The 18,630-nt window shown below is 41.3% G+C and carries 33 protein-coding genes; all 33 read right to left on the bottom strand.

Features of this window, described 5'->3' with window-relative positions:
• Positions 1-28: 28 nt before the first annotated feature.
• The 33 genes from A3I3_RS0103590 to rpsJ all read right to left on the bottom strand — a co-directional run bounded on the left by A3I3_RS0103590 (position 29) and on the right by rpsJ (position 18,371).
• Positions 29-391, bottom strand: coding sequence for a DUF1033 family protein (locus A3I3_RS0103590; RefSeq protein ID WP_018371368.1), 363 nt, complete (start codon positions 389-391; stop codon positions 29-31).
• 179 nt (positions 392-570) lie between these two features.
• On the bottom strand, positions 571-780 hold the full coding sequence (locus A3I3_RS0103585; RefSeq protein ID WP_018371367.1) for a heavy-metal-associated domain-containing protein: 210 nt from the start codon (positions 778-780) through the stop codon (positions 571-573).
• A gap of 12 nt (positions 781-792) precedes the next feature.
• Positions 793-3,036: a heavy metal translocating P-type ATPase gene (locus tag A3I3_RS0103580; protein WP_018371366.1), complete on the bottom strand. Its 2,244-nt coding sequence runs from the start codon at positions 3,034-3,036 to the stop codon at positions 793-795.
• Positions 3,037-3,048: 12 nt separating this feature from the next.
• The gene (locus A3I3_RS0103575; RefSeq protein WP_018371365.1) at positions 3,049-3,483 is read right to left on the bottom strand and encodes a CopY/TcrY family copper transport repressor; all 435 of its coding nucleotides are present in this window, start codon (positions 3,481-3,483) and stop codon (positions 3,049-3,051) included.
• 293 nt (positions 3,484-3,776) lie between these two features.
• Complete coding sequence (rplQ, locus tag A3I3_RS0103570; RefSeq protein WP_018371364.1) at positions 3,777-4,163, bottom strand: 50S ribosomal protein L17; 387 nt, start codon at positions 4,161-4,163, stop codon at positions 3,777-3,779.
• A 17-nt stretch (positions 4,164-4,180) separates the two neighbouring features.
• On the bottom strand, positions 4,181-5,119 hold the full coding sequence (locus A3I3_RS0103565) for a DNA-directed RNA polymerase subunit alpha (RefSeq protein ID WP_018371363.1): 939 nt from the start codon (positions 5,117-5,119) through the stop codon (positions 4,181-4,183).
• Between the two features lie 45 nt (positions 5,120-5,164).
• Complete coding sequence (gene rpsK / locus A3I3_RS0103560) at positions 5,165-5,548, bottom strand: 30S ribosomal protein S11 (protein ID WP_001118385.1); 384 nt, start codon at positions 5,546-5,548, stop codon at positions 5,165-5,167.
• 18 nt (positions 5,549-5,566) lie between these two features.
• Positions 5,567-5,932, bottom strand: a complete 366-nt coding sequence (gene rpsM / locus A3I3_RS0103555; RefSeq protein WP_002262317.1) for a 30S ribosomal protein S13 — start codon at positions 5,930-5,932, stop codon at positions 5,567-5,569.
• Between the two features lie 18 nt (positions 5,933-5,950).
• The gene (gene rpmJ, locus A3I3_RS10445; protein ID WP_001808836.1) at positions 5,951-6,067 is read right to left on the bottom strand and encodes a 50S ribosomal protein L36; all 117 of its coding nucleotides are present in this window, start codon (positions 6,065-6,067) and stop codon (positions 5,951-5,953) included.
• 24 nt (positions 6,068-6,091) lie between these two features.
• Positions 6,092-6,310 carry a translation initiation factor IF-1 gene (infA, locus tag A3I3_RS0103550; protein WP_001029883.1) on the bottom strand — a complete coding sequence of 73 codons (219 nt, stop codon included), beginning with the start codon at positions 6,308-6,310 and terminating at the stop codon, positions 6,092-6,094.
• A 115-nt stretch (positions 6,311-6,425) separates the two neighbouring features.
• Positions 6,426-7,067 carry an adenylate kinase gene (locus A3I3_RS0103545; RefSeq protein ID WP_018371362.1) on the bottom strand — a complete coding sequence of 214 codons (642 nt, stop codon included), beginning with the start codon at positions 7,065-7,067 and terminating at the stop codon, positions 6,426-6,428.
• A 110-nt stretch (positions 7,068-7,177) separates the two neighbouring features.
• Positions 7,178-8,485: a preprotein translocase subunit SecY gene (gene secY / locus A3I3_RS0103540; protein ID WP_018371361.1), complete on the bottom strand. Its 1,308-nt coding sequence runs from the start codon at positions 8,483-8,485 to the stop codon at positions 7,178-7,180.
• 13 nt (positions 8,486-8,498) lie between these two features.
• Positions 8,499-8,939: a 50S ribosomal protein L15 gene (gene rplO / locus A3I3_RS0103535; protein ID WP_018371360.1), complete on the bottom strand. Its 441-nt coding sequence runs from the start codon at positions 8,937-8,939 to the stop codon at positions 8,499-8,501.
• A gap of 142 nt (positions 8,940-9,081) precedes the next feature.
• Positions 9,082-9,261, bottom strand: a complete 180-nt coding sequence (gene rpmD / locus A3I3_RS0103530; protein ID WP_018371359.1) for a 50S ribosomal protein L30 — start codon at positions 9,259-9,261, stop codon at positions 9,082-9,084.
• A 14-nt stretch (positions 9,262-9,275) separates the two neighbouring features.
• Complete coding sequence (gene rpsE, locus A3I3_RS0103525; protein WP_018371358.1) at positions 9,276-9,770, bottom strand: 30S ribosomal protein S5; 495 nt, start codon at positions 9,768-9,770, stop codon at positions 9,276-9,278.
• A gap of 18 nt (positions 9,771-9,788) precedes the next feature.
• Positions 9,789-10,145, bottom strand: a complete 357-nt coding sequence (gene rplR, locus A3I3_RS0103520) for a 50S ribosomal protein L18 (RefSeq protein ID WP_003026531.1) — start codon at positions 10,143-10,145, stop codon at positions 9,789-9,791.
• A gap of 81 nt (positions 10,146-10,226) precedes the next feature.
• Complete coding sequence (rplF, locus tag A3I3_RS0103515) at positions 10,227-10,763, bottom strand: 50S ribosomal protein L6 (RefSeq protein ID WP_018371356.1); 537 nt, start codon at positions 10,761-10,763, stop codon at positions 10,227-10,229.
• 225 nt (positions 10,764-10,988) lie between these two features.
• Complete coding sequence (rpsH, locus tag A3I3_RS0103510; protein ID WP_018371355.1) at positions 10,989-11,387, bottom strand: 30S ribosomal protein S8; 399 nt, start codon at positions 11,385-11,387, stop codon at positions 10,989-10,991.
• Positions 11,388-11,692: 305 nt separating this feature from the next.
• Positions 11,693-11,878 carry a type Z 30S ribosomal protein S14 gene (locus A3I3_RS10440; protein WP_001085697.1) on the bottom strand — a complete coding sequence of 62 codons (186 nt, stop codon included), beginning with the start codon at positions 11,876-11,878 and terminating at the stop codon, positions 11,693-11,695.
• Positions 11,879-11,895: 17 nt separating this feature from the next.
• Positions 11,896-12,438, bottom strand: a complete 543-nt coding sequence (gene rplE, locus A3I3_RS0103505) for a 50S ribosomal protein L5 (protein ID WP_005591294.1) — start codon at positions 12,436-12,438, stop codon at positions 11,896-11,898.
• 23 nt (positions 12,439-12,461) lie between these two features.
• Positions 12,462-12,767, bottom strand: coding sequence for a 50S ribosomal protein L24 (rplX, locus tag A3I3_RS0103500; RefSeq protein ID WP_018371354.1), 306 nt, complete (start codon positions 12,765-12,767; stop codon positions 12,462-12,464).
• 96 nt (positions 12,768-12,863) lie between these two features.
• Positions 12,864-13,232: a 50S ribosomal protein L14 gene (rplN, locus tag A3I3_RS0103495; protein WP_018371353.1), complete on the bottom strand. Its 369-nt coding sequence runs from the start codon at positions 13,230-13,232 to the stop codon at positions 12,864-12,866.
• A gap of 25 nt (positions 13,233-13,257) precedes the next feature.
• On the bottom strand, positions 13,258-13,518 hold the full coding sequence (gene rpsQ, locus A3I3_RS0103490) for a 30S ribosomal protein S17 (RefSeq protein ID WP_018371352.1): 261 nt from the start codon (positions 13,516-13,518) through the stop codon (positions 13,258-13,260).
• A 27-nt stretch (positions 13,519-13,545) separates the two neighbouring features.
• Positions 13,546-13,752, bottom strand: a complete 207-nt coding sequence (gene rpmC / locus A3I3_RS0103485) for a 50S ribosomal protein L29 (RefSeq protein WP_018371351.1) — start codon at positions 13,750-13,752, stop codon at positions 13,546-13,548.
• Between the two features lie 9 nt (positions 13,753-13,761).
• Positions 13,762-14,175, bottom strand: coding sequence for a 50S ribosomal protein L16 (gene rplP, locus A3I3_RS0103480; RefSeq protein WP_000960948.1), 414 nt, complete (start codon positions 14,173-14,175; stop codon positions 13,762-13,764).
• A 3-nt stretch (positions 14,176-14,178) separates the two neighbouring features.
• The gene (gene rpsC, locus A3I3_RS0103475; protein WP_018371350.1) at positions 14,179-14,832 is read right to left on the bottom strand and encodes a 30S ribosomal protein S3; all 654 of its coding nucleotides are present in this window, start codon (positions 14,830-14,832) and stop codon (positions 14,179-14,181) included.
• 12 nt (positions 14,833-14,844) lie between these two features.
• Positions 14,845-15,189 (bottom strand): 50S ribosomal protein L22, encoded by a 345-nt coding sequence (gene rplV, locus A3I3_RS0103470; protein ID WP_018371349.1) that lies wholly within the window; start codon positions 15,187-15,189, stop codon positions 14,845-14,847.
• A gap of 14 nt (positions 15,190-15,203) precedes the next feature.
• The gene (rpsS, locus tag A3I3_RS0103465) at positions 15,204-15,482 is read right to left on the bottom strand and encodes a 30S ribosomal protein S19 (RefSeq protein WP_000533765.1); all 279 of its coding nucleotides are present in this window, start codon (positions 15,480-15,482) and stop codon (positions 15,204-15,206) included.
• An 87-nt stretch (positions 15,483-15,569) separates the two neighbouring features.
• Positions 15,570-16,403, bottom strand: coding sequence for a 50S ribosomal protein L2 (gene rplB / locus A3I3_RS0103460; protein WP_018371348.1), 834 nt, complete (start codon positions 16,401-16,403; stop codon positions 15,570-15,572).
• A gap of 17 nt (positions 16,404-16,420) precedes the next feature.
• The gene (locus A3I3_RS0103455; protein WP_018371347.1) at positions 16,421-16,720 is read right to left on the bottom strand and encodes a 50S ribosomal protein L23; all 300 of its coding nucleotides are present in this window, start codon (positions 16,718-16,720) and stop codon (positions 16,421-16,423) included.
• Positions 16,720-17,343, bottom strand: a complete 624-nt coding sequence (rplD, locus tag A3I3_RS0103450; protein WP_018371346.1) for a 50S ribosomal protein L4 — start codon at positions 17,341-17,343, stop codon at positions 16,720-16,722. The genes A3I3_RS0103455 and rplD overlap by 1 nt, the downstream gene beginning before the upstream one ends.
• A gap of 24 nt (positions 17,344-17,367) precedes the next feature.
• Positions 17,368-17,994, bottom strand: coding sequence for a 50S ribosomal protein L3 (rplC, locus tag A3I3_RS0103445; RefSeq protein WP_018371345.1), 627 nt, complete (start codon positions 17,992-17,994; stop codon positions 17,368-17,370).
• 68 nt (positions 17,995-18,062) lie between these two features.
• A complete protein-coding gene (rpsJ, locus tag A3I3_RS0103440; RefSeq protein ID WP_018371344.1) occupies positions 18,063-18,371 on the bottom strand; it encodes a 30S ribosomal protein S10 in 309 nt (102 codons plus the stop codon).
• Positions 18,372-18,630: the final 259 nt, after the last annotated feature.

Raw genomic sequence — 18,630 nt, 5'->3', positions numbered from 1 at the left:
AAATAAAAAGCCTACTTGACGTAGACTTTCATCGTTTCAACTTGCATATCTTTACTTGCTGCTTAGCATTTTGTTTCTGATAACCCGGACGAAATTTACTTTTAGCCACTTGGTGATCATCCTCTAGTAAAGCAATCGAATAATATTGCTGCAAATATTCATTACACTCATCGCACCATCGCTTGTCACTCGGATTCCAAAAGATCGTCATCAAGTCACTACGACTTTGATAAAATGGTAGTTTACTCTGCCATTTTACCCAGATCGTTTTATAATATTTGAGCGCTTCATAGTAATTCTCAAATGTTCGCGTCGCAACAACGTCCTTTTCCCAATCCTCAAAAAACCACCACGGTTCTGTATCTCCATACATTTCAATCACTTTATACATATACTTCTTACCTTTGTATCAAGTATTATACAGGATTTTCAGTATTTATGAAAAGAATTTGCTTAAAAACCTCGGTTTTATCATTTTTTACTTAAAAATTTGATTGATAAGGATTAGGATGAGCCATTTACAAATGTCCTATTTCATTTTTGAGGTTGATTAGGTTCAAATTTATCCGACTAGTCCACTGACAAAGCCTTGTAAACTGTTTTTGCAAGTGCCGTTTGGTAGTCACTTAGAGAGTGGGCCTGGCTTGTTTCGACCAGGGCAGTTTGACTTGCCAAGTCAATAGTTACCTCACTTACACCTGCTAACTGTTCAAAATGCTTAGTCACATGTTTGACACAGTTTTGACAAGATAGATTTTCTAGTTTAATGGTTTGTTTCATTTGAATTCTCCTTTATAATTTTGTATAACGAAGTCGCAGGGCATTGGTCACGACAGAAACCGAGCTAAGACTCATGGCTAAGCCTGCGATCATAGGATTAAGAAGGGGACCACCCCAAAAAGTAAGTACTCCCATAGCGATAGGAATTCCAAAAACATTATAGGCAAATGCCCAAAAGAGATTTTCCTTAATATTGTGAAGCGTTGCCTGACTGAGGGTCAGAGCACGATTGACATCCATAAGATCACTGTGCATAAGGACAATATCAGCCGCCTCTAGGGCAACATCCGTCCCGGAACCGATTGCAATTCCGACGTCGGATTGAGCTAAGGCTGGCGCATCATTAATGCCATCACCAACCATAGCTACTTTACGTCCTTGAGCTTGAAAATCTTTAATCACTTGCGCTTTATCCTGTGGCAAAACTTGAGCAACAACTTCATCCACTCCAATCTGCTTGGCAATATTCTCGGCAGTCTCAAGCCGATCACCCGTCAACATAACAACTTTGATATTTCGTGCTTGAAGTGCCGTAATTGCAGCCTTGCTCGTATTTTTGATTTGATCAGCAACTGCTATAACCGCAGCAAGTTTCCCATCAATGGCGACAAGAATTGGTGTCTGCCCGTTTTTAGCAAATAGCTCCAGAGTTTTCTGTGCTTGGTCAAGTGGCACATTTTTATTGTTGAGTAGAGATTCGTTACCGATAAGAAGCTGATATTGAGCCACTTGTGCCTTCAAACCTTGACCTGAGAGATTCTCAAAATGTTGAATCTCTTCTAACTCTAACTGCTCTGCTTGTGCCGCTTCTACAAGGGCTTTAGCCAAGGGATGATTACTAGCTTGCTCGACACTCGCAACTAATTGTAAGATTTTTTGGCGATTCATTCCTCGATCAAACAAAGCCATATCTACTAGTTGAGGTCTGCCTTCAGTGATTGTTCCCGTCTTATCTAGAACGACTGTGTTCACTTGATGAGCAACCTCTAAAGCTGTCCCTGATTTAATCAGAATGCCATTTTCAGCACCCTTTCCCATGCCGACCATCATAGCCGTTGGTGTAGCCAAGCCCAGAGCACAGGGACAAGCAATAACCAAAACCGCTATAAAAATGGAAAGTGAAAAAGGAACTGACTGCCCACCAATAAAATACCAAGCCAAAGCTGCAAAAGTAGCCAAAGCCAAAACTGTCGGTACAAAATACTGAGCAATTTGGTCTGCTAGAGCTGCAATCGGAGCTTTAGATCCCTGAGCCTCTTCAACTAAATGAATAATTTGGGCTAATGTAGTATCCGCTCCCACACGCTCTGCACGATAGTCCACTGTTCCAGTTTGATTGATGGTAGCACTAGTCACATTGGAACCGACTCCTTTGACTACAGGCATGCTCTCCCCTGTCATCATGGCTTCGTCTACTGTTGTCTGACCTGCGATGACCTGACCATCTACCGGAATCCGATCACCCGGTTTCACACGAACGATATCCCCAACTACAATATCCTCAGTGGGAATTTCCATCACTTGCCCATTCCGAATCACAGTCGCCTTGCTTGGAACCAACTGCATCAATTCTTTGATAGCCTGCGAAGTCCGACCTTTGGCGCCTGCCTCTAAATATTTCCCAAGCAAAACCAAAGTGATAATCGTTGCTACAGACTCAAAATATAGCTGATGTACAAAATGAACGTGACCTTCAAGAACGTGAAGAAAGGCATAGGCACTATAGAGAAAAGCAGCGCTCGTCCCCATAGCAATCAAACTATCCATATTCGGATGTCCTTTAAACAAATTACGAAAACCTCGCGTATAGAAACCACGCCCCAAGTACATCACTGGAAGAGTGAGAAACAACTCCAGCCACACAATTAGTATGGGATTGCTCCTAGGATTTAGAAAATTAGGTAAGGGTAAACCGATCATCGACCCCATAGCAACATAAAGAAGGGGTACGGTAAAGATAACTGCCCATTTTACTGATTTTCCCAGTTTCCGACGCCTGTGCTCCTTTTCTGAAAAAGCAGCCTGACGCTCCTGATTATTCTCCTCATCTATTAATGTAGCCTCGTAACCCGCATCAGAAACAGCCTTCAAAATCGCCTGATCAGAAACAAGTCCTGTCGGCTGGAAGGTTAGTCTTTCCGTTGCTAAATTCACGGCCACATCACTTGTATTTGGAACTTCCTTGACCGCCATTTCTACTGTCAAAGCACAAGTAGCACAAGTCATTCCGGAAATTTTATAGCTTCTTTTATCCATTTCTTCCTCTTTCTAATCATGATGTGCACAGCGGCATTGCCCCTTAACGCAAGAGCAAGAAACCTCCTCAGGAGCTGTCGCACGGCGCTCTTCTAAAATTCCTATCAACCGACTAATATCTTTTTGAGATAACCGACTTTCTTCAACGAGATTTGCCAGCAGTTGTCCCTGCTTAGTATTACAAATCCCCGATAAAAGTCGCTGGCGCTCTACCGCTAGTTGTTCTTCTTCCGAAATTAAACTATTATAGTAAAATTTCCCATCAATCTTTTCCATAGAGATAAGACTTTTTCGCTTAAGCCGATTCAGCAAGGTCTTGATGGTCGCAGGCTTCCAAGAGAAATCATTCTCAAGTCGCATAATAATTTCTTGGCTTCTACTATGAGGATAAGCCCAAATGACCCGCATGACTTGCCGCTCGCTGGTCGTCATAGAGATATTTTCCATATAAAAGCCCCTCGCTCGATTACATTTGTAATCATATTTCTTATTATAGTTTACAACTGTAATCAAAAAATGTCAAGAGATATTTCTTACTTTCATAAATTAAAATTTTAATAAAATAAAAAAACACCTGCTTGCGAAATTGTTTTTTCTAAAAGCAATTTCGTAAACAAGTGTCTACTCATATCTGATGATGAGTGTTACCGCTAGGGCTTAGGTAGACCTAGCGGTAGACCAGAGCTAGACTAAGAGTACTGGATACTCCATCATCATAACACTCAACAAAAATGATGATCTTATACTAATTCGATGATTGCCATTGGGGCAGCATCACCACGACGTGGTTCAGTCTTCAGAATACGAGTGTATCCACCATTGCGTTCTGCATAGCGAGGTGCCAAGTCAGAGAACAATTTTTGAAGAGCAGTAGTTGCTGTATATTTATCATTTGCTTCATCGTAGCTTTCTGATGCAATTTCATTACGTACAAAAGCTGCTGCTTGACGACGAGCATGCAAGTCACCACGTTTACCTAAAGTGATCATTTTTTCAACTGTTTTGCGGATTTCTTTGGCACGAGCTTCAGTTGTTACAATTGATTCATTGATAATCAAATCAGTTGTCAAATCGCGAAGCATTGCTTTACGTTGTGAGCTAGTACGTCCTAGTTTACGGTAAGCCATGTAGTTTCATTCCTCCTTTATTTATCGTTTTTCAATCCAAGTCCAAGATCAGCCAATTTAATCTTAACTTCTTCCAAACTCTTGCGACCTAGATTGCGTACTTTCATCATTTCAGGCTCAGACTTCTCTGTCAAATCGTAGACGGTATTAATTCCCGCACGTTTCAAACAGTTGTAAGAGCGAACAGATAGATCTAATTCCTCAATCGTTCGTTCCATTACGCGATCATCTGAACTTGTATCAGCCTCTTTCATCACATCTGCTGTCTTAGCAATTTCAGTGAGATTTGTAAAGAGATCAAGGTGTTCAGTTAAAATTCGCGCAGAAAGACCGAGCGCATCTTCAGGAATAATCGTTCCATTTGTCATGATTTCAAGAGTTAATTTGTCAAAACCATCGTTGCTACCAACACGAGCTGGTTCAACTTGGTAATTAACTTTTTTCACCGGCGTGTAGATAGAGTCTACTGCTAGTGTTCCCACTGGTGCATCATCTTTCTTATTTTCATCAGCTGGTACATAACCACGACCTGTGTGAACAGTCATCTTGGCTCTAAGGCTAGCACCTTCACCAATCGTAAAAAGATAATGATCAGGGTTTACAATTTCGATATCACTATCTGTCAAGATATCTCCAGCAGTAATTTCTGCAGGACCTTCAACATCAAGCTCAATCATCTTTTCGTCTTGGACGTAAGATTTTACAGCAATGCCTTTAACGTTCAGAATGATTTGCATCACATCTTCACGGACACCTGGAACTGTATCAAACTCGTGCAAAACACCTTCAATATTGATAGAAGTTACTGCAGCACCTGGAAGTGAAGCGAGAAGGACACGACGAAGAGAGTTGCCAAGTGTTGTACCATAACCACGTTCTAGTGGTTCGACTACAAACATGCCATAATCTGTATTTTCATCAATTTTTGTTATATTTGGTTTTTCAAACTCAATCATTTTGCTACTCCCTCTTAAACGAAAAGCTGTGTAATGTGTTGATAATTATACACGGCGACGTTTTGGAGGACGAGCACCATTGTGTGGTACAGGAGTCACATCACGAATTGCAGTTACTTCAAGACCAGCGGCAGCAAGAGCGCGGATAGCAGACTCACGACCAGAACCTGGACCCTTAACAGTAACTTCAACTGATTTCAGACCGTGTTCTTGTGCAGATTTAGCAGCTGCTTCTGAAGCCATTTGGGCTGCAAATGGTGTAGATTTACGAGAACCTTTAAATCCAAGAGCACCAGCAGATGACCAAGCAATCGCATTACCATGCACATCAGTAATCATAACAATAGTGTTATTAAATGTTGCGTGAATATGAGCAATACCAGATTCGATATTTTTTTTCACACGACGTTTACGTGTTGGTTTAGCCAAAATTTTTACCTCCTTATATTATTTTTTCTTACCTGCAATCGCTACAGCTTTACCTTTACGAGTGCGAGCATTGTTTTTAGTGTTTTGTCCACGAACAGGAAGTCCACGACGGTGACGGATACCACGGTATGAACCGATTTCCATCAAACGTTTAATGTTCAAGTTTACTTCACGGCGAAGGTCACCTTCAACTTTGATTGCGTCAACTTCACGACGGATAGCATCTTCTTGATCAGATGTCAAATCTTTGACACGGATATCTTCAGAAACACCTGCAGCAGCAAGGATTTTCTTAGAAGTTGGAAGTCCGATACCGTATACATAAGTAAGTGATACGACTACACGTTTGTCATTTGGAATGTCAACTCCAGCAATACGAGCCATGTTTTCTCCTTTCTATTATTAACCTTGACGTTGTTTGTGTTTTGGATTTGCTGGGCAAATTACCATAACACGACCATTACGACGAATAACTTTGCAGTATTCGCAAATTGGTTTGACCGATGGTCTTACTTTCATTTCTTATCCCTCCAAGTTTTTCGACTATTTAAAGCGGTAAGTGATCCGTCCACGAGTCAAATCGTATGGACTCATCTCGACAGTAACACGGTCTCCCGCTAAAATACGAATATAATTTTTACGAATTTTACCAGAAACTGTTGCTAAAATCTGATGTCCATTTTCAAGTTCAACCGTAAACATAGCGTTTGGCATAGTATCAACTACTTTACCTTCAACTTCAATCACATCGTCTTTTGCCACGCAAAAGCACCTCCCTAAATTTCGATTAGTTCCTCTGAGCACAGAGGTAACAATTATAAGTCAGACTAACTTATTCTACCACTACTTGTCAAATATTGCAAGCACTGCAAGCCTTTTATTTCAAATTTGTCAAGACTTTTTCAATATCTGCAAAGACCGCATCAATCGCTTGATTGCCTTCTATATCGTGAACCAAACCTTGAGCACGATAATGTTCAATAATCGGTTCACCTTGCGCGATATTGACATCTAAACGGCGTTTCACCGTCTCTGGCTTGTCGTCTTCACGTTGGTAGTAATCATCTTCGTTATAGTCACCTGCTGGTGGATTGAAAACCTTATGGAAAGTTTCGCCAGTTTTCTTGTGAATGATTCGTCCACTGAGACGCTCAAGAAGAGAAGACGGATCCACTTTAATATTGATAACACCCTCAAGTTTCAAACCGAGTTCAGCGAGAGTTGCATCTAAAGCGTGAGCCTGCTCAATCGTGCGCGGATAACCATCCAGAAGGAAACCTGTTCCCTTAATATCATCTTGTGCCAGACGCTCTTTGACAATACCATTTGTCACTTCATCTGGAACTAGTTCTCCTTTAGAAATGTAAGATTTTGCAAGCAAGCCCATTTCCGTTTCATTTGCCATGGCTGCACGAAACATGTCTCCCGTTGAGATGTGAGCAATCTGAAAAGCCTCTACAATTTTTGCAGCCTGAGTTCCTTTGCCAGCACCCGGCAAGCCCATAATCAAAAGATTCATGATGAATTCTCCTTAATTTATTTTTAGATAAATCCGCTAATTTTTTTAACAAACTTATCTAAAAACAAAGAGAGGGAGTAAGACAAACTTGTCCTACCCGCTCAACTTGTTTATTCATCAACATGCATAAAGCCAACATACTTTCTCTTTAATAAGTACCCTTCCAGCTGTTTCATTCCTTCAATACCTGTCGAAATGATGATCAGGAGACTTGTTCCCCCAAAGGCAACTGCTTCAGAAAGTCCAAAGAGATCTCGCGCCAAAATTGGCAAAATAGAAATAAGTCCCAAGAAAAGAGAACCAACTGTAGCCAGGCGACGTAAGAGATGTCCCATATATTCTTCTGTTCCTTTACCCGGACGTACACCTGGAATATAAGCGCTACTCTTTTGCAGATTTTCCGCTGTTTTTTCAGGGTTAATCTGAACAAAGGTATAGAAGAATGTAAAGAGAATAATAAGCAAAGCATACATAGCAATCCCGCTCGGAGTTGTTGTTGCAAAGAGACTTTGCAAGGTACGAACCCAAGAAGCATTGTTATTTGTTGCACTCAAAAACTGCAAGATAGCCGCAGGTGCAGCCGTAATTGAACTTGCAAAGATGACTGGGATAACCCCCGCTGGGTTAACTTTCAGTGGTAGGTAAGAAGAAGACGGTGCTCCTTGTGCAACCTTAGTGTATTGAATTGGAATCTTGTATTGTGCCTGCTCAACAAAAGTTGTAAAGTAAACAATAATCAATACTGCAATGATTAAAATTCCAACAAAGATTAAGGATGAGGTCAAGCGTTCTTTTGGAACATTGACAAAGTAATCTGTGTAAATACCACCAATCGTACTTGGAATCGCTGAAACAATCCCAGCAAAGATGATCATAGATACACCATTACCGTATCCTTTGTCTGTGATCTGCTCACCCAACCAGGTTACAATCATAGAGCCTGTCGTCAGTAGAATACCAATCAGAACATAGGTCTGCCAATTTGGTGTTGCCACTAACTTGGCACTTGATAATGTGTGAAAACCTGCAGTAATCCCGATAGATTGTACAAAAGCTAAAACAAGAGCAATATAGCGCGTTGCTTGATTAAGTTTGCGCCGTCCCACTTCACCTTGCTTGCCCCATTCAACAAACTTCGGTAAAATATCCATCTGAAGCAGCTGTACAACGATAGAAGCCGTGATGTAAGGGCTCACTCCCAGTGCAAAAACTGAGAAATTTTTTAATGCATTTCCTGATACCAGACTAAGCATATTTAGGAAAGAAAGATTACTCAAACTTTCCAAGCTCTTTGCATTGATCCCTGGCACAGTGATATGTGTTCCTACACGAAAGACTAAAATAATGAAAATCGTAAAAAGGATCTTAGAGCGTACTTGCTTAACTTTTAGTGCATCTTTTAATAGTTTAAAAAACATATAGCCACCTCACTTAGATGACTTCCACTGAACCACCTTTAGCAGTGATAGCTTCTTCAGCTGATTTAGAGAATTTAGCCGCCTTAACAGTCAACTTCTTAGTCAATTCTCCGTTACCAAGGATTTTCACACCTGATTTTTCAGCTTTTACAATACCTGCTTCGATAAGTACAACTGGAGTTACTTCTGTGCCGTCTTCAAAGACATTGAGTTGGTCAAGATTAACGATTGCGTATTCTTTTGCGTTGATATTTGTAAATCCACGTTTTGGCATACGACGGAAGAGTGGAGTTTGTCCACCTTCAAAGCCAAGGCGAACACCGCCACCGCTACGAGCTTTTTGTCCTTTTTGACCACGTCCAGATGTTTTACCGTTACCAGATGAAGTACCACGACCAACACGGTTACGAACTTTACGAGAACCTTGAGCAGGTTGTAATTCATGAAGTTTCATTTTTTATTTTCTCCTTTTAATGAATGCTAGCGCTGTTACTAGGGAAAAGGTGTCCCTAGTACAACTCGCTTAACCATATATTTAGTTTTAGGGGCTGAGAATTTTCTCATCCCCTACTATTATTTTTAGTTTAACAAATCTTTTAAACTTCTTCAACAGTTACCAAGTGAGATACTGCATTGACCATTCCACGAACGGCAGCGTTATCTTCCTTAACAACTGAGCTATTTAATTTGCCAAGTCCAAGTGCTACAACAGTTTTGCGTTGTGACGGAATGCGTCCGATTGGAGACTTAGTCAAAGTAATTTTAATTTGAGCCATGATGATCTCCTTTCTTAAGCCAAGTCAGAAACTGAAATACCACGAAGGGCAGCAACTTCTTCAGCACGTTTAAGCTGTTTCAAACCTGCAACAGTTGCGCGAACAATGTTAATTGGAGTATTTGAGCCAAGCGATTTAGATGTAATATCTGCCACACCAGCCAATTCGATGACGGCACGAACAGCACCACCAGCAGCAACTCCAGCACCTTCTACGGCTGGTTTCAACAAGACACGAGCTCCACCAAATTCTGATGTTACTTCGTGAGGAATTGTTGTACCGACCATTGGTACATCAATCAAGTTTTTCTTCGCATCTTCAACTGCTTTGCGAATTGCTTCTGGTACTTCTTGGGCTTTACCAGTACCAAAGCCAACACGACCATTACGGTCACCAACAACTACAAGAGCTGCAAAACGAAGACGACGTCCACCTTTAACAACTTTTGTAACACGGTTAATCGCAACTACGCGTTCTTCAAGTTCAACTGCATTGTCTTTAAATGCCATTTTTTAGTGTCCTCCCTATTAGAATTTCAATCCGTTTTCACGAGCTGCATCAGCCAAAGCTTTTACACGTCCGTGATATAGATATCCACCGCGGTCAAACACCACTTCAGTAATACCTTTAGCAACTGCACGTTCAGCAACAAGTTTGCCGACAACAACGGCTTGTTCAGTTTTAGTTCCTTTTGAAACTTCTTTGTCAAGAGTTGAAGCGCTTGCGAGCGTTACACCCGCTACGTCATCAATTACTTGAGCGTAGATGCCTGTATTAGAACGGAATACGTTCAAACGTGGGCGATCAGCAGTTCCAGAGAGTTTTCCGCGAACGCGACGATGGCGTTTTTGGCGGACTTTATTTTTATCTGGTTTCGAAATCACAATTTTCACCTCTTAATTTTATTGTATGCCTAAGCACAAAGTTGGAAATAAATATCTTGGTTGAAAAACAACCTTATAACATTATTTACCAGTTTTACCTTCTTTACGGCGAACGAATTCACCAACGTAGCGGATACCTTTCCCTTTATATGGTTCAGGAGCACGCAAGCTACGGATATAAGCAGCAGTTTGTCCAACTACTTCTTTTGAGATTCCGTTCACAACAATAGTCGTTGGATTTGGAAGTTCAAAAGTAATACCTTCAGGAGCTTCCACTTCATCTGGATGAGATTTACCAACTGAAAGTACCAATTTTTTACCTTGAAGTTGAGCACGGTATCCAACCCCACGCATTTCAAGTTCTTTCTTGAATCCTTCTGATACACCATGAACCATGTTGTTCAAAAGAGCACGAGTTGTTCCGTGGATTGTTTTCATTTCTTTTGTATCGTTTGGACGGTGAAGAGTTACTTCTGTTCCTTCCACACGAATATCAATATCTTTAGAGAACGTGCGAGTGAGTTCTCCTTTAGGTCCTTTTACAGTAACCACATTGTCTTTGTTGCTGATTTCAACGCCAGCAGGCAAGACGATTACTTTATTACCAATACGTGACATGTTTATTTTCTCCTGTTAAATTGTCAGGCTGTAAAGCCAGTTTTCACGGGGTGTGATAACAGTTAAACTGTTTATCATGAATTTGAGTTCAGGCTAAACGCCTTCACATCATTGATTTGAACTCGCCCTATGAACTGTGCAAAATAGATAAGTTAGCTTGTTTGTAAGCAAACTGCTCTAACTTCCTAATTTTGCTTGGTTCATTACGGGCTTAGTATCATAAAATTACCATACGTATGCGATAACTTCCCCACCAACATTCTTTTGGCGTGCTTCCTTGTCAGTCAGCAAACCTTCAGATGTTGAAATGATAGCAATTCCAAGTCCGTTCAAGACTTTTGGAAGTTCATCGCGTTTTTTGTAGATACGAAGACCTGGTGTTGAAACACGTTTCAAACCAGTGATGACTTTTTCACCGTTTTGTCCGTACTTCAAGAATACACGAACGATACCTTGCTTGTCATCTTCGATGTATTCAACGTTTTTCACAAAACCTTCGCGTTTCAGAATTTCAGCAATTCCTTTTTTGATGTTTGATGCAGGAGCTTCAAGCACTTCGTGGTTGGCTTGGTTAGCGTTACGAATACGTGTCAAAAAGTCTGCAATTGGGTCAGTCATAACCATTTTTATTTTCTCCTCTTACTAGTAGTTTGAAGTTTTCACTTGCTAGTTAATTATGATACAAAGGACGTGAAAAGCAAAGTAAAAATAGGAAAATCGGTGACGGCTCGACTGAGCCTAGACGATTGACTCTTTTTTACACAGCTTTTAGTCCGTGTTCAAATCATCTTAGATGATTTTGTATCGTGAACATGATAACTTTGAGTTCAGGCTAAACGCTGGGCAAAAAAGATAAATTTATCTAGGCGCAAGCGCCGTCACTAAATTTCCTATTTTTGCTGAGCGTTTTTAACGCCTTCACATCATTCTTACCAAGATGCTTTGGTAACGCCTGGGATTTGTCCTTTGTATGCTAATTCACGGAAGCAAACACGGCAAAGTTTAAACTTGCGGTAAACTGAATGTGGACGGCCACATTTTTCACAACGAGTATAAGCTTGCGTAGAGAACTTCGCTGGGCGTTTGTTCTTAGCAATCATTGATTTTTTAGCCAATTTATTTACCTCCTAGATTATTTTGCAAAAGGCATTCCAAGGCCTGTAAGCAATGCACGTGACTCTTCGTCAGTGTTAGCAGTTGTTACGATAACGATATCAAGACCGCGAGTCTTATCAACGTCATCAAAGTTGATTTCTGGGAAGATCAATTGTTCTTTCACACCAAGTGTGTAGTTTCCGCGTCCATCAAATGATTTTGTTGGAACACCATGGAAATCACGCACACGTGGAAGTGATACAGTAACCAATTTATCCAAGAACTCATACATACGTTCGCCACGAAGGGTTACTTTAGCACCGATCGCTACACCTTCACGAAGACGGAAGCCGGCGATTGATTTTTTAGCTTTAGTGATAAGTGGTTTTTGACCTGAGATAAGAGCCAATTCTTCAGCAGCTTTTTCAAGGTTTTTAGCGTTTGAAACAGCGTCACCAACACCCATGTTCAAAACGATCTTATCTACTTTTGGCACAGCCATAACTGATGAGTAGTTAAATTTTTCTGTCAAAGCAGGAACTACTTCATTAAGATATTTTTCTTTTAAACGATTAGCCATTATACTTCTCCTTTCCTTCGTGATTAGTCAAGCACTTCGCCTGATTTTTTATTATAACGAACTTTCTTGCCGTCTACAAACTTGTAGCCAACGCGTCCTGCAACACCATTTTTATCAAGTACTTGTACGTTTGATACATGGATTGGTGCTTCTTGCTCAACAATGGCACCTTGAGGGTTTTCGTTATTTGGTTTTTGGTGTTTCTTAACGATGTTTACACCTTCAACAACAACTTTGTTTACTTTTGGAAGTGCTGTAAGAACTTTAGCTTCAACGCCTTTGTCTTTACCAGCAATCACACGAACTGTGTCGCCTTTTTTTACAAACATTGGTTTCTCCTTTTATTTCTTACGCCCTGAGGGCACCCTGAAAATAATTCAGGGGACTTGTTTGTTAGTTTTCTAAAATCTACTTAGAACTATAAATTAAAGTACTTCTGGTGCAAGTGAAACGATCTTCATAAAGCCGCCTTCACGCAGTTCGCGTGCAACTGGGCCGAAGATACGAGTTCCGCGAGGAGTTTTATCTTCACGGATAATCACCGCAGCATTTTCGTCAAACTTGATGTATGAACCATCTTTACGACGAGCACCTGATTTAGTACGAACGATAACCGCTTTTACAACGTCACCTTTTTTAACCGCACCACCAGGAGTAGCTTGTTTTACAGATGCAACAATAATATCACCGATGTTAGCGAACTTACGTTTTGAACCACCAAGAACTTTGATTGTCAAGATTTCGCGAGCACCACTGTTGTCAGCAACTTTCAAACGAGTTTCTGTTTGAATCATTTAAGTTTTCTCCTTTCCGGTTTGATTAGATGATAACCGCTTCTTCAACAACTTCTACAAGGCGGAAGCGTTTTGTAGCTGAAAGCGGACGAGTTTCCATGATACGAACGATATCGCCTTCTTTGGCAGTATTGTTCTCATCATGAGCTTTGTACTTCTTAGAGTAGTTAATACGTTTACCATAGACTGGGTGGTTACGTTTTGTTTCAACTACAACTGTGATTGTTTTGTCCATCTTGTCAGAAACGACGCGTCCAACAAGGGTTTTACGTTGATTACGTTCCATTTTTAGAAATTCTCCTTTCCCAATCTACTATTTCGTTTCAGATTGCACGGTTTTGATACGTGCAATTTGTTTTTTCACTTCGTTCAAACGAGCTGTTTGCTCTAATTGACCAGCAGCTGCTTGGAAACGAAGGTCAAACAATTCTTTTTTCAATTCATTTTCGCGCTTCGCAAGTTCTTCTTGAGAAAGACCACGAAGTTCTTTAACAAATGCTTGGATTTCTTTAAGTTTCATGTCCTCTCCTTATTCTGCTTCACGTTTCACGAATTTGCATTTCACTGGCAACTTGTGGCTAGCAAGACGAAGGGCTTCGCGAGCGATTTCTTCAGAAACGCCAGCAACTTCAAACATCACTTTACCACGTTTAACCGGTGCTACCCAACCTTCAGGTGCCCCTTTACCAGATCCCATACGTACACCGATAGCTTTAGCAGTGTATGATTTGTGTGGGAAGATTTTAATCCAAACCTTACCACCACGTTTCATGTAACGAGTCATAGCGATACGAGCAGCTTCGATTTGGCGGTTGGTAATCCAGTGGCTAGTAGTTGCTTGAAGACCGTATTCTCCAAATGCTACTTCCTTACCACCTTTAGCTTCACCACGCATTTTTCCACGAAATTCGCGACGGTGTTTAACACGTTTAGGTACTAACATTGGTTATTTACCTCCTTTAGTGTTTTTACGAGCTGGAAGAACTTCTCCACGGTAAATCCAAACTTTAACACCAAGTTTACCGTAAGTAGTATCTGCTTCTTCCCAAGCGTAATCGATGTCCGCACGAAGTGTGTGAAGTGGAACAGTTCCTTCAGAGTATCCTTCGCTACGAGCGATGTCGGCACCGTTCAAACGACCGGATACTTGAGTTTTAATTCCTTTAGCTCCTGCACGCATTGTACGTTGGATAGCTTGTTTCTGAGCGCGACGGAAAGCCACACGTTGCTCTAATTGACGAGCAATGCCTTCACCGACAAGGTGAGCGTCCAAATCTGGAGATTTAATCTCGATGATGTTGATGTGGACTTGTTTTCCAGTCAATTTGTTTAATTGTGCACGAAGTGCATCAACATTTGCTCCACCTTTACCGATAACCATACCTGGTTTTGCAGTGTGAAGACTAACATTTACTTTGTTTACTGCACGTTCGATTTCGATTGTTGAAATCGCTGCGTCAGCTAATTCTTTTTGAATGAATTTACGGATTGCAAGATCTTCATGAAGGTAATCCGCGTATTCTTTTTCAGCATACCATTTGGCATCCCAGTCACGGATGATACCGACACGCATACCTATTGGATGTACTTTTTGACCCACGATTTTACCTCCTTATTTTTCTGCGACAACCACTGTGATGTGGGATGTGCGTTTGTTGATTGGTGAAGCTGAACCTTTGGCACGTGGACGGAAACGTTTCATTGTTGGTCCTTCGTTTGCATAAGCTTCAGATACTACCAAGTTAGCTTTTTCCAAACCAAAGTTGTTTTCAGCATTAGCGATTGCAGAGTTTAACACTTTCTCGATAATGCCAGCAGCTTTGTTTGGCGTGAATTTCAAAATTGCGATTGCGTCAGCGACGTTTTTACCACGGATATTGTCCAAAACTAGACGAGATTTACGAGGTGAAACGCGCACTGTACGAGCCATTGCTTTAGCTGAAGTAATTTCTGCCATGTTCTTCTCCTCTCTTATCTACGTGTTTTCTTATCGTCAGCTGCGTGACCTTTGTAAGTACGAGTTGGTGCAAATTCACCAAGCTTGTGACCTACCATGTCTTCTTGGATGTAAACTGGTACGTGTTTACGTCCATCATAAACTGCGATTGTATATCCAATGAAACTTGGGAAAATCGTTGAACGACGTGACCAAGTTTTGATTACTTTTTTCTTTTCGTCATTTGCTTGAGCTTCAACTTTTTTCATCAAATGCTCATCGACGAAAGGTCCTTTTTTAAGACTACGTCCCATTTTGTATATTTCTCCTTTAAAATATGTACCACAGCGGCTTGCGCTGCTTACGCAGCGCTACCGAGCTGGCGGATGTGTTTGTTTAAATTATTTCTCGTTGCGACGACGAACGATAAGTTTGTCAGATTTCGCTTTTTTGTTACGAGTTTTAAGACCAAGTGCAGGTTTGCCCCATGGAGTTGACGGTGCTTTACGACCAACTGGTGCTTTACCTTCACCACCACCGTGTGGGTGATCATTCGGGTTCATTACAGAACCACGAACAGTTGGGCGGATACCTTTCCAACGGCTACGTCCTGCTTTACCAAGGTTTACAAGTCCGTGTTGCTCGTTTCCGACAACACCAACTGTCGCACGACAAGTTCCAAGAATCATGCGAACTTCGCCTGATTGCAAACGAACAAGTGTGTATTTACCTTCTTGTCCCAAAACTTGAGCAGAAGCACCAGCAGCACGAACCAATTCTCCACCGCGACCTGGTTTCAACTCGATGTTGTGGATAAGGGTACCAACTGGGATGTTAGCAAGTGGAAGAGCGTTTCCGACTTTGATATCTGCTTCTGGACCTGAAACGATGCGTTGACCTACTTCAAGACCTTTAGGAGCAATGATGTATGCCTTGACACCGTCCGTGTAGTGTACAAGAGCGATGTTTGCTGAACGGTTTGGATCATACTCGATTGTTTGAACAACTGCCTCAACAGCGTCTTTGTTCCGCTTGAAGTCAATCAAACGGTAGTGACGTTTGTGACCGCCACCTTGGTGACGAACAGTGATACGACCGTTGTTGTTACGACCAGCTTTGCTCTTGAGAGAAACGAGCAAGCTCTTTTCTGGAGTGCTAGTTGTAATTTCAGCAAAATCCAAAGAAGTCATATTACGTCGACCATTTGTAGTTGGTTTATAAACTTTAATTCCCACGTTATTTCCTCCTTAGATTATTCTGCTTCAGCAGCTCCGAACAACTCGATTGCTTTAGAATCAGATGTTAGAGTGATGATAGCTTTTTTCGTTTTGTTGGTAAAACCAGTGTAGCGACCAACGCGCTTTGCTTTTGGTTTTACGTTGATTGTGTTGACATTAGCAACCTTAACCCCTTCAAAAGCAGCTTCAACCGCTTGCTTAATCAAAAGTTTGTGAGCGCGAGTGTCCACTTCAAATACGTATTTCCCTTCTTCAAAAAGAGCCATTGACCCTTCTGTGATGATAGGTTTTTTGATTACGTCATACAAATTCATTATGCAAGAACCTCCTCGATTGTAGAGATAGCTTCTTTAGTAACAAGAAGTTTGTCGCTATGTGCGATATCAAGAACACTTGCAGTTGCTGCTGTTGCAACTTTCACGTTTGGAAGGTTACGAGCTGAAAGTGCAGCAAATTCATTTCCTTCTTCAAGAATTACAAGTACTTTTGAATCAATGCTAAGTGCTGCAAGCACTTTTGCGAACTCAGCAGTTTTTGGAGCTGTAAATGAAAGGCTTTCTACAGCTACGAATTTGTTGTCAGCAACTTTTTCAGAGTAAACTGATTTCAATGCCAATCTACGAACTTTTTGTGGAAGTTTGTAGCCATATGAACGAGGAGTTGGGCCGAATACGACACCACCACCGCGCCATTGTGGAGAGCGGATAGAACCTTGACGAGCACGTCCAGTTCCTTTTTGACGCCATGGTTTGCGTCCACCACCTGATACTGCTGAACGGTTTTTAACAGCGTGTGTTCCTTGACGAAGGCTCGCACGTTGGCTGACGATGACGTCAAATACAACCGCTTCATTTGGCTCAATACCAAATACAGCATCGTTCAGTGTTACTTCACCAGCTTCTTTACCAGTTTGGTCAAATAATTTTACGTTTGCCATTGTGACTGTTTTCCCCTTTCTTTATTATTTACCAGCTTTAACTGCTGATTTGATAGTGATAAGAGATTTCTTAGCACCAGGTACGTTTCCTTTGATGAGGATAACGTTTTTCTCTGGAACAACTTGTGCAATTTCAAGGTTTTGAATCGTCACACGGTTGCCACCCATACGTCCAGCCAAGTGTTTGTTTTTGAAAACACGGTTAGGCGCAACTGGTCCCATTGAACCAGGACGACGGTGATAACGAGAACCGTGAGCCATTGGACCACGTGATTGACCATGGCGTTTGATAACACCTTGAAAACCTTTACCTTTAGATGTTCCTGTTACATCAACCACATCTCCAGCTTCAAATGTATCGACAGTGATTTCTGCTCCTACTTCTAAGCCTTCAATGTTTTTGAATTCACGAATGAAGCGCTTAGGAGCCGTGTTAGCTTTTGCTACGTGACCTTGTGCAGGTTTGTTGCTCAATACTTCGCGAAGGTCGTCAAAACCAACTTGAACTGCGTTGTAACCGTCTGTTTCAACTGTTTTCACTTGAAGAACAACGTTTGGAGCCGCTTCAACAACAGTTACAGGAATTAGTTCGCCAGTTTCAGTGAAGATTTGAGTCATTCCCACTTTTTTCCCTAAGATTCCTTTTGTCATGAGAAAATGTTTCCTTTTCTATTTTTTATTCAAAAAGTTTTTAACGAGCGTTTTTTATGCTCAAGAAATTAAAGTTTGATTTCAACGTTCACGCCGCTTGGCAAGTCAAGTTTCATCAAAGCATCAACTGTTTTTTGAGTTGGGTTCACGATGTCAATCAGACGTTTGTGAGTACGCATCTCAAATTGTTCGCGAGAGTCTTTATATTTGTGAGTCGCACGAATGATTGTGTAGAGGCTACGTTCAGTTGGAAGTGGGATTGGACCCGCAACTTCTGCACCTGTACGAGTAGCAGTTTCTACGATTTTTGCAGCCGCTGTATCAAGTGTACGGTGTTCGTATGCTTTCAAACGGATACGGATTTTTTTGTTTGCCATCTTTTTCTCCTTTTCGTCTATTTAAGATAATAGGCTAGCTCCACAAGAAAACCGACAGCCTTGCGTGGCAATACAACCGAGCGTGTCGCAACCTCTTGCATCAAAGCTAAAGACTGTTTTTCACAGCACCATAGTATGATACCACACGCGCGGCAACATTGCAAGGGATCTGAGAAGATTTTTTCAAGTTTTTTGAAAAATCACTTTTTCAGCAAGGCAGATAACACTGTGAAAAGTAAAAACCATTGTCAACGAGGGA

Origin of the sequence: Streptococcus massiliensis DSM 18628 (assembly GCF_000380065.1) — a bacterium.
GTDB lineage: Bacteria > Bacillota > Bacilli > Lactobacillales > Streptococcaceae > Streptococcus > Streptococcus massiliensis.
The sequence above is the reverse complement of the archived record's forward strand: the minus strand, read 5'-3'. Positions and strand labels throughout refer to the sequence as shown.

Bases quoted from the DNA above. Each gene is read 5' to 3' on its own strand.
- A3I3_RS0103590 (WP_018371368.1), bottom strand. From the start codon at position 391: ATGTATAAAGTGATTGAAATGTATGGAGATACAGAACCGTGGTGGTTT.
- A3I3_RS0103585 (WP_018371367.1), bottom strand. From the start codon at position 780: ATGAAACAAACCATTAAACTAGAAAATCTATCTTGTCAAAACTGTGTC.
- A3I3_RS0103580 (WP_018371366.1), bottom strand. From the start codon at position 3,036: ATGGATAAAAGAAGCTATAAAATTTCCGGAATGACTTGTGCTACTTGT.
- A3I3_RS0103575 (WP_018371365.1), bottom strand. From the start codon at position 3,483: ATGGAAAATATCTCTATGACGACCAGCGAGCGGCAAGTCATGCGGGTC.
- rplQ (WP_018371364.1), bottom strand. From the start codon at position 4,163: ATGGCTTACCGTAAACTAGGACGTACTAGCTCACAACGTAAAGCAATG.
- A3I3_RS0103565 (WP_018371363.1), bottom strand. From the start codon at position 5,119: ATGATTGAGTTTGAAAAACCAAATATAACAAAAATTGATGAAAATACA.
- rpsM (WP_002262317.1), bottom strand. From the start codon at position 5,932: ATGGCTCGTATTGCTGGAGTTGACATTCCAAATGACAAACGTGTAGTC.
- rpmJ (WP_001808836.1), bottom strand. From the start codon at position 6,067: ATGAAAGTAAGACCATCGGTCAAACCAATTTGCGAATACTGCAAAGTT.
- A3I3_RS0103545 (WP_018371362.1), bottom strand. From the start codon at position 7,067: ATGAATCTTTTGATTATGGGCTTGCCGGGTGCTGGCAAAGGAACTCAG.
- secY (WP_018371361.1), bottom strand. From the start codon at position 8,485: ATGTTTTTTAAACTATTAAAAGATGCACTAAAAGTTAAGCAAGTACGC.
- rplO (WP_018371360.1), bottom strand. From the start codon at position 8,939: ATGAAACTTCATGAATTACAACCTGCTCAAGGTTCTCGTAAAGTTCGT.
- rpmD (WP_018371359.1), bottom strand. From the start codon at position 9,261: ATGGCTCAAATTAAAATTACTTTGACTAAGTCTCCAATCGGACGCATT.
- rpsE (WP_018371358.1), bottom strand. From the start codon at position 9,770: ATGGCATTTAAAGACAATGCAGTTGAACTTGAAGAACGCGTAGTTGCG.
- rplF (WP_018371356.1), bottom strand. From the start codon at position 10,763: ATGTCACGTATTGGTAATAAAGTAATCGTCTTGCCTGCTGGCGTTGAA.
- rpsH (WP_018371355.1), bottom strand. From the start codon at position 11,387: ATGGTTATGACTGACCCAATTGCAGACTTTTTGACACGTATTCGTAAC.
- rplE (WP_005591294.1), bottom strand. From the start codon at position 12,438: ATGGCTAATCGTTTAAAAGAAAAATATCTTAATGAAGTAGTTCCTGCT.
- rplX (WP_018371354.1), bottom strand. From the start codon at position 12,767: ATGTTTGTAAAAAAAGGCGACACAGTTCGTGTGATTGCTGGTAAAGAC.
- rplN (WP_018371353.1), bottom strand. From the start codon at position 13,232: ATGATTCAAACAGAAACTCGTTTGAAAGTTGCTGACAACAGTGGTGCT.
- rpsQ (WP_018371352.1), bottom strand. From the start codon at position 13,518: ATGGAACGTAATCAACGTAAAACCCTTGTTGGACGCGTCGTTTCTGAC.
- rpmC (WP_018371351.1), bottom strand. From the start codon at position 13,752: ATGAAACTTAAAGAAATCCAAGCATTTGTTAAAGAACTTCGTGGTCTT.
- rplP (WP_000960948.1), bottom strand. From the start codon at position 14,175: ATGTTAGTACCTAAACGTGTTAAACACCGTCGCGAATTTCGTGGAAAA.
- rplV (WP_018371349.1), bottom strand. From the start codon at position 15,189: ATGGCAGAAATTACTTCAGCTAAAGCAATGGCTCGTACAGTGCGCGTT.
- rpsS (WP_000533765.1), bottom strand. From the start codon at position 15,482: ATGGGACGTAGTCTTAAAAAAGGACCTTTCGTCGATGAGCATTTGATG.
- A3I3_RS0103455 (WP_018371347.1), bottom strand. From the start codon at position 16,720: ATGAATTTGTATGACGTAATCAAAAAACCTATCATCACAGAAGGGTCA.
- rplD (WP_018371346.1), bottom strand. From the start codon at position 17,343: ATGGCAAACGTAAAATTATTTGACCAAACTGGTAAAGAAGCTGGTGAA.
- rplC (WP_018371345.1), bottom strand. From the start codon at position 17,994: ATGACAAAAGGAATCTTAGGGAAAAAAGTGGGAATGACTCAAATCTTC.
- rpsJ (WP_018371344.1), bottom strand. From the start codon at position 18,371: ATGGCAAACAAAAAAATCCGTATCCGTTTGAAAGCATACGAACACCGT.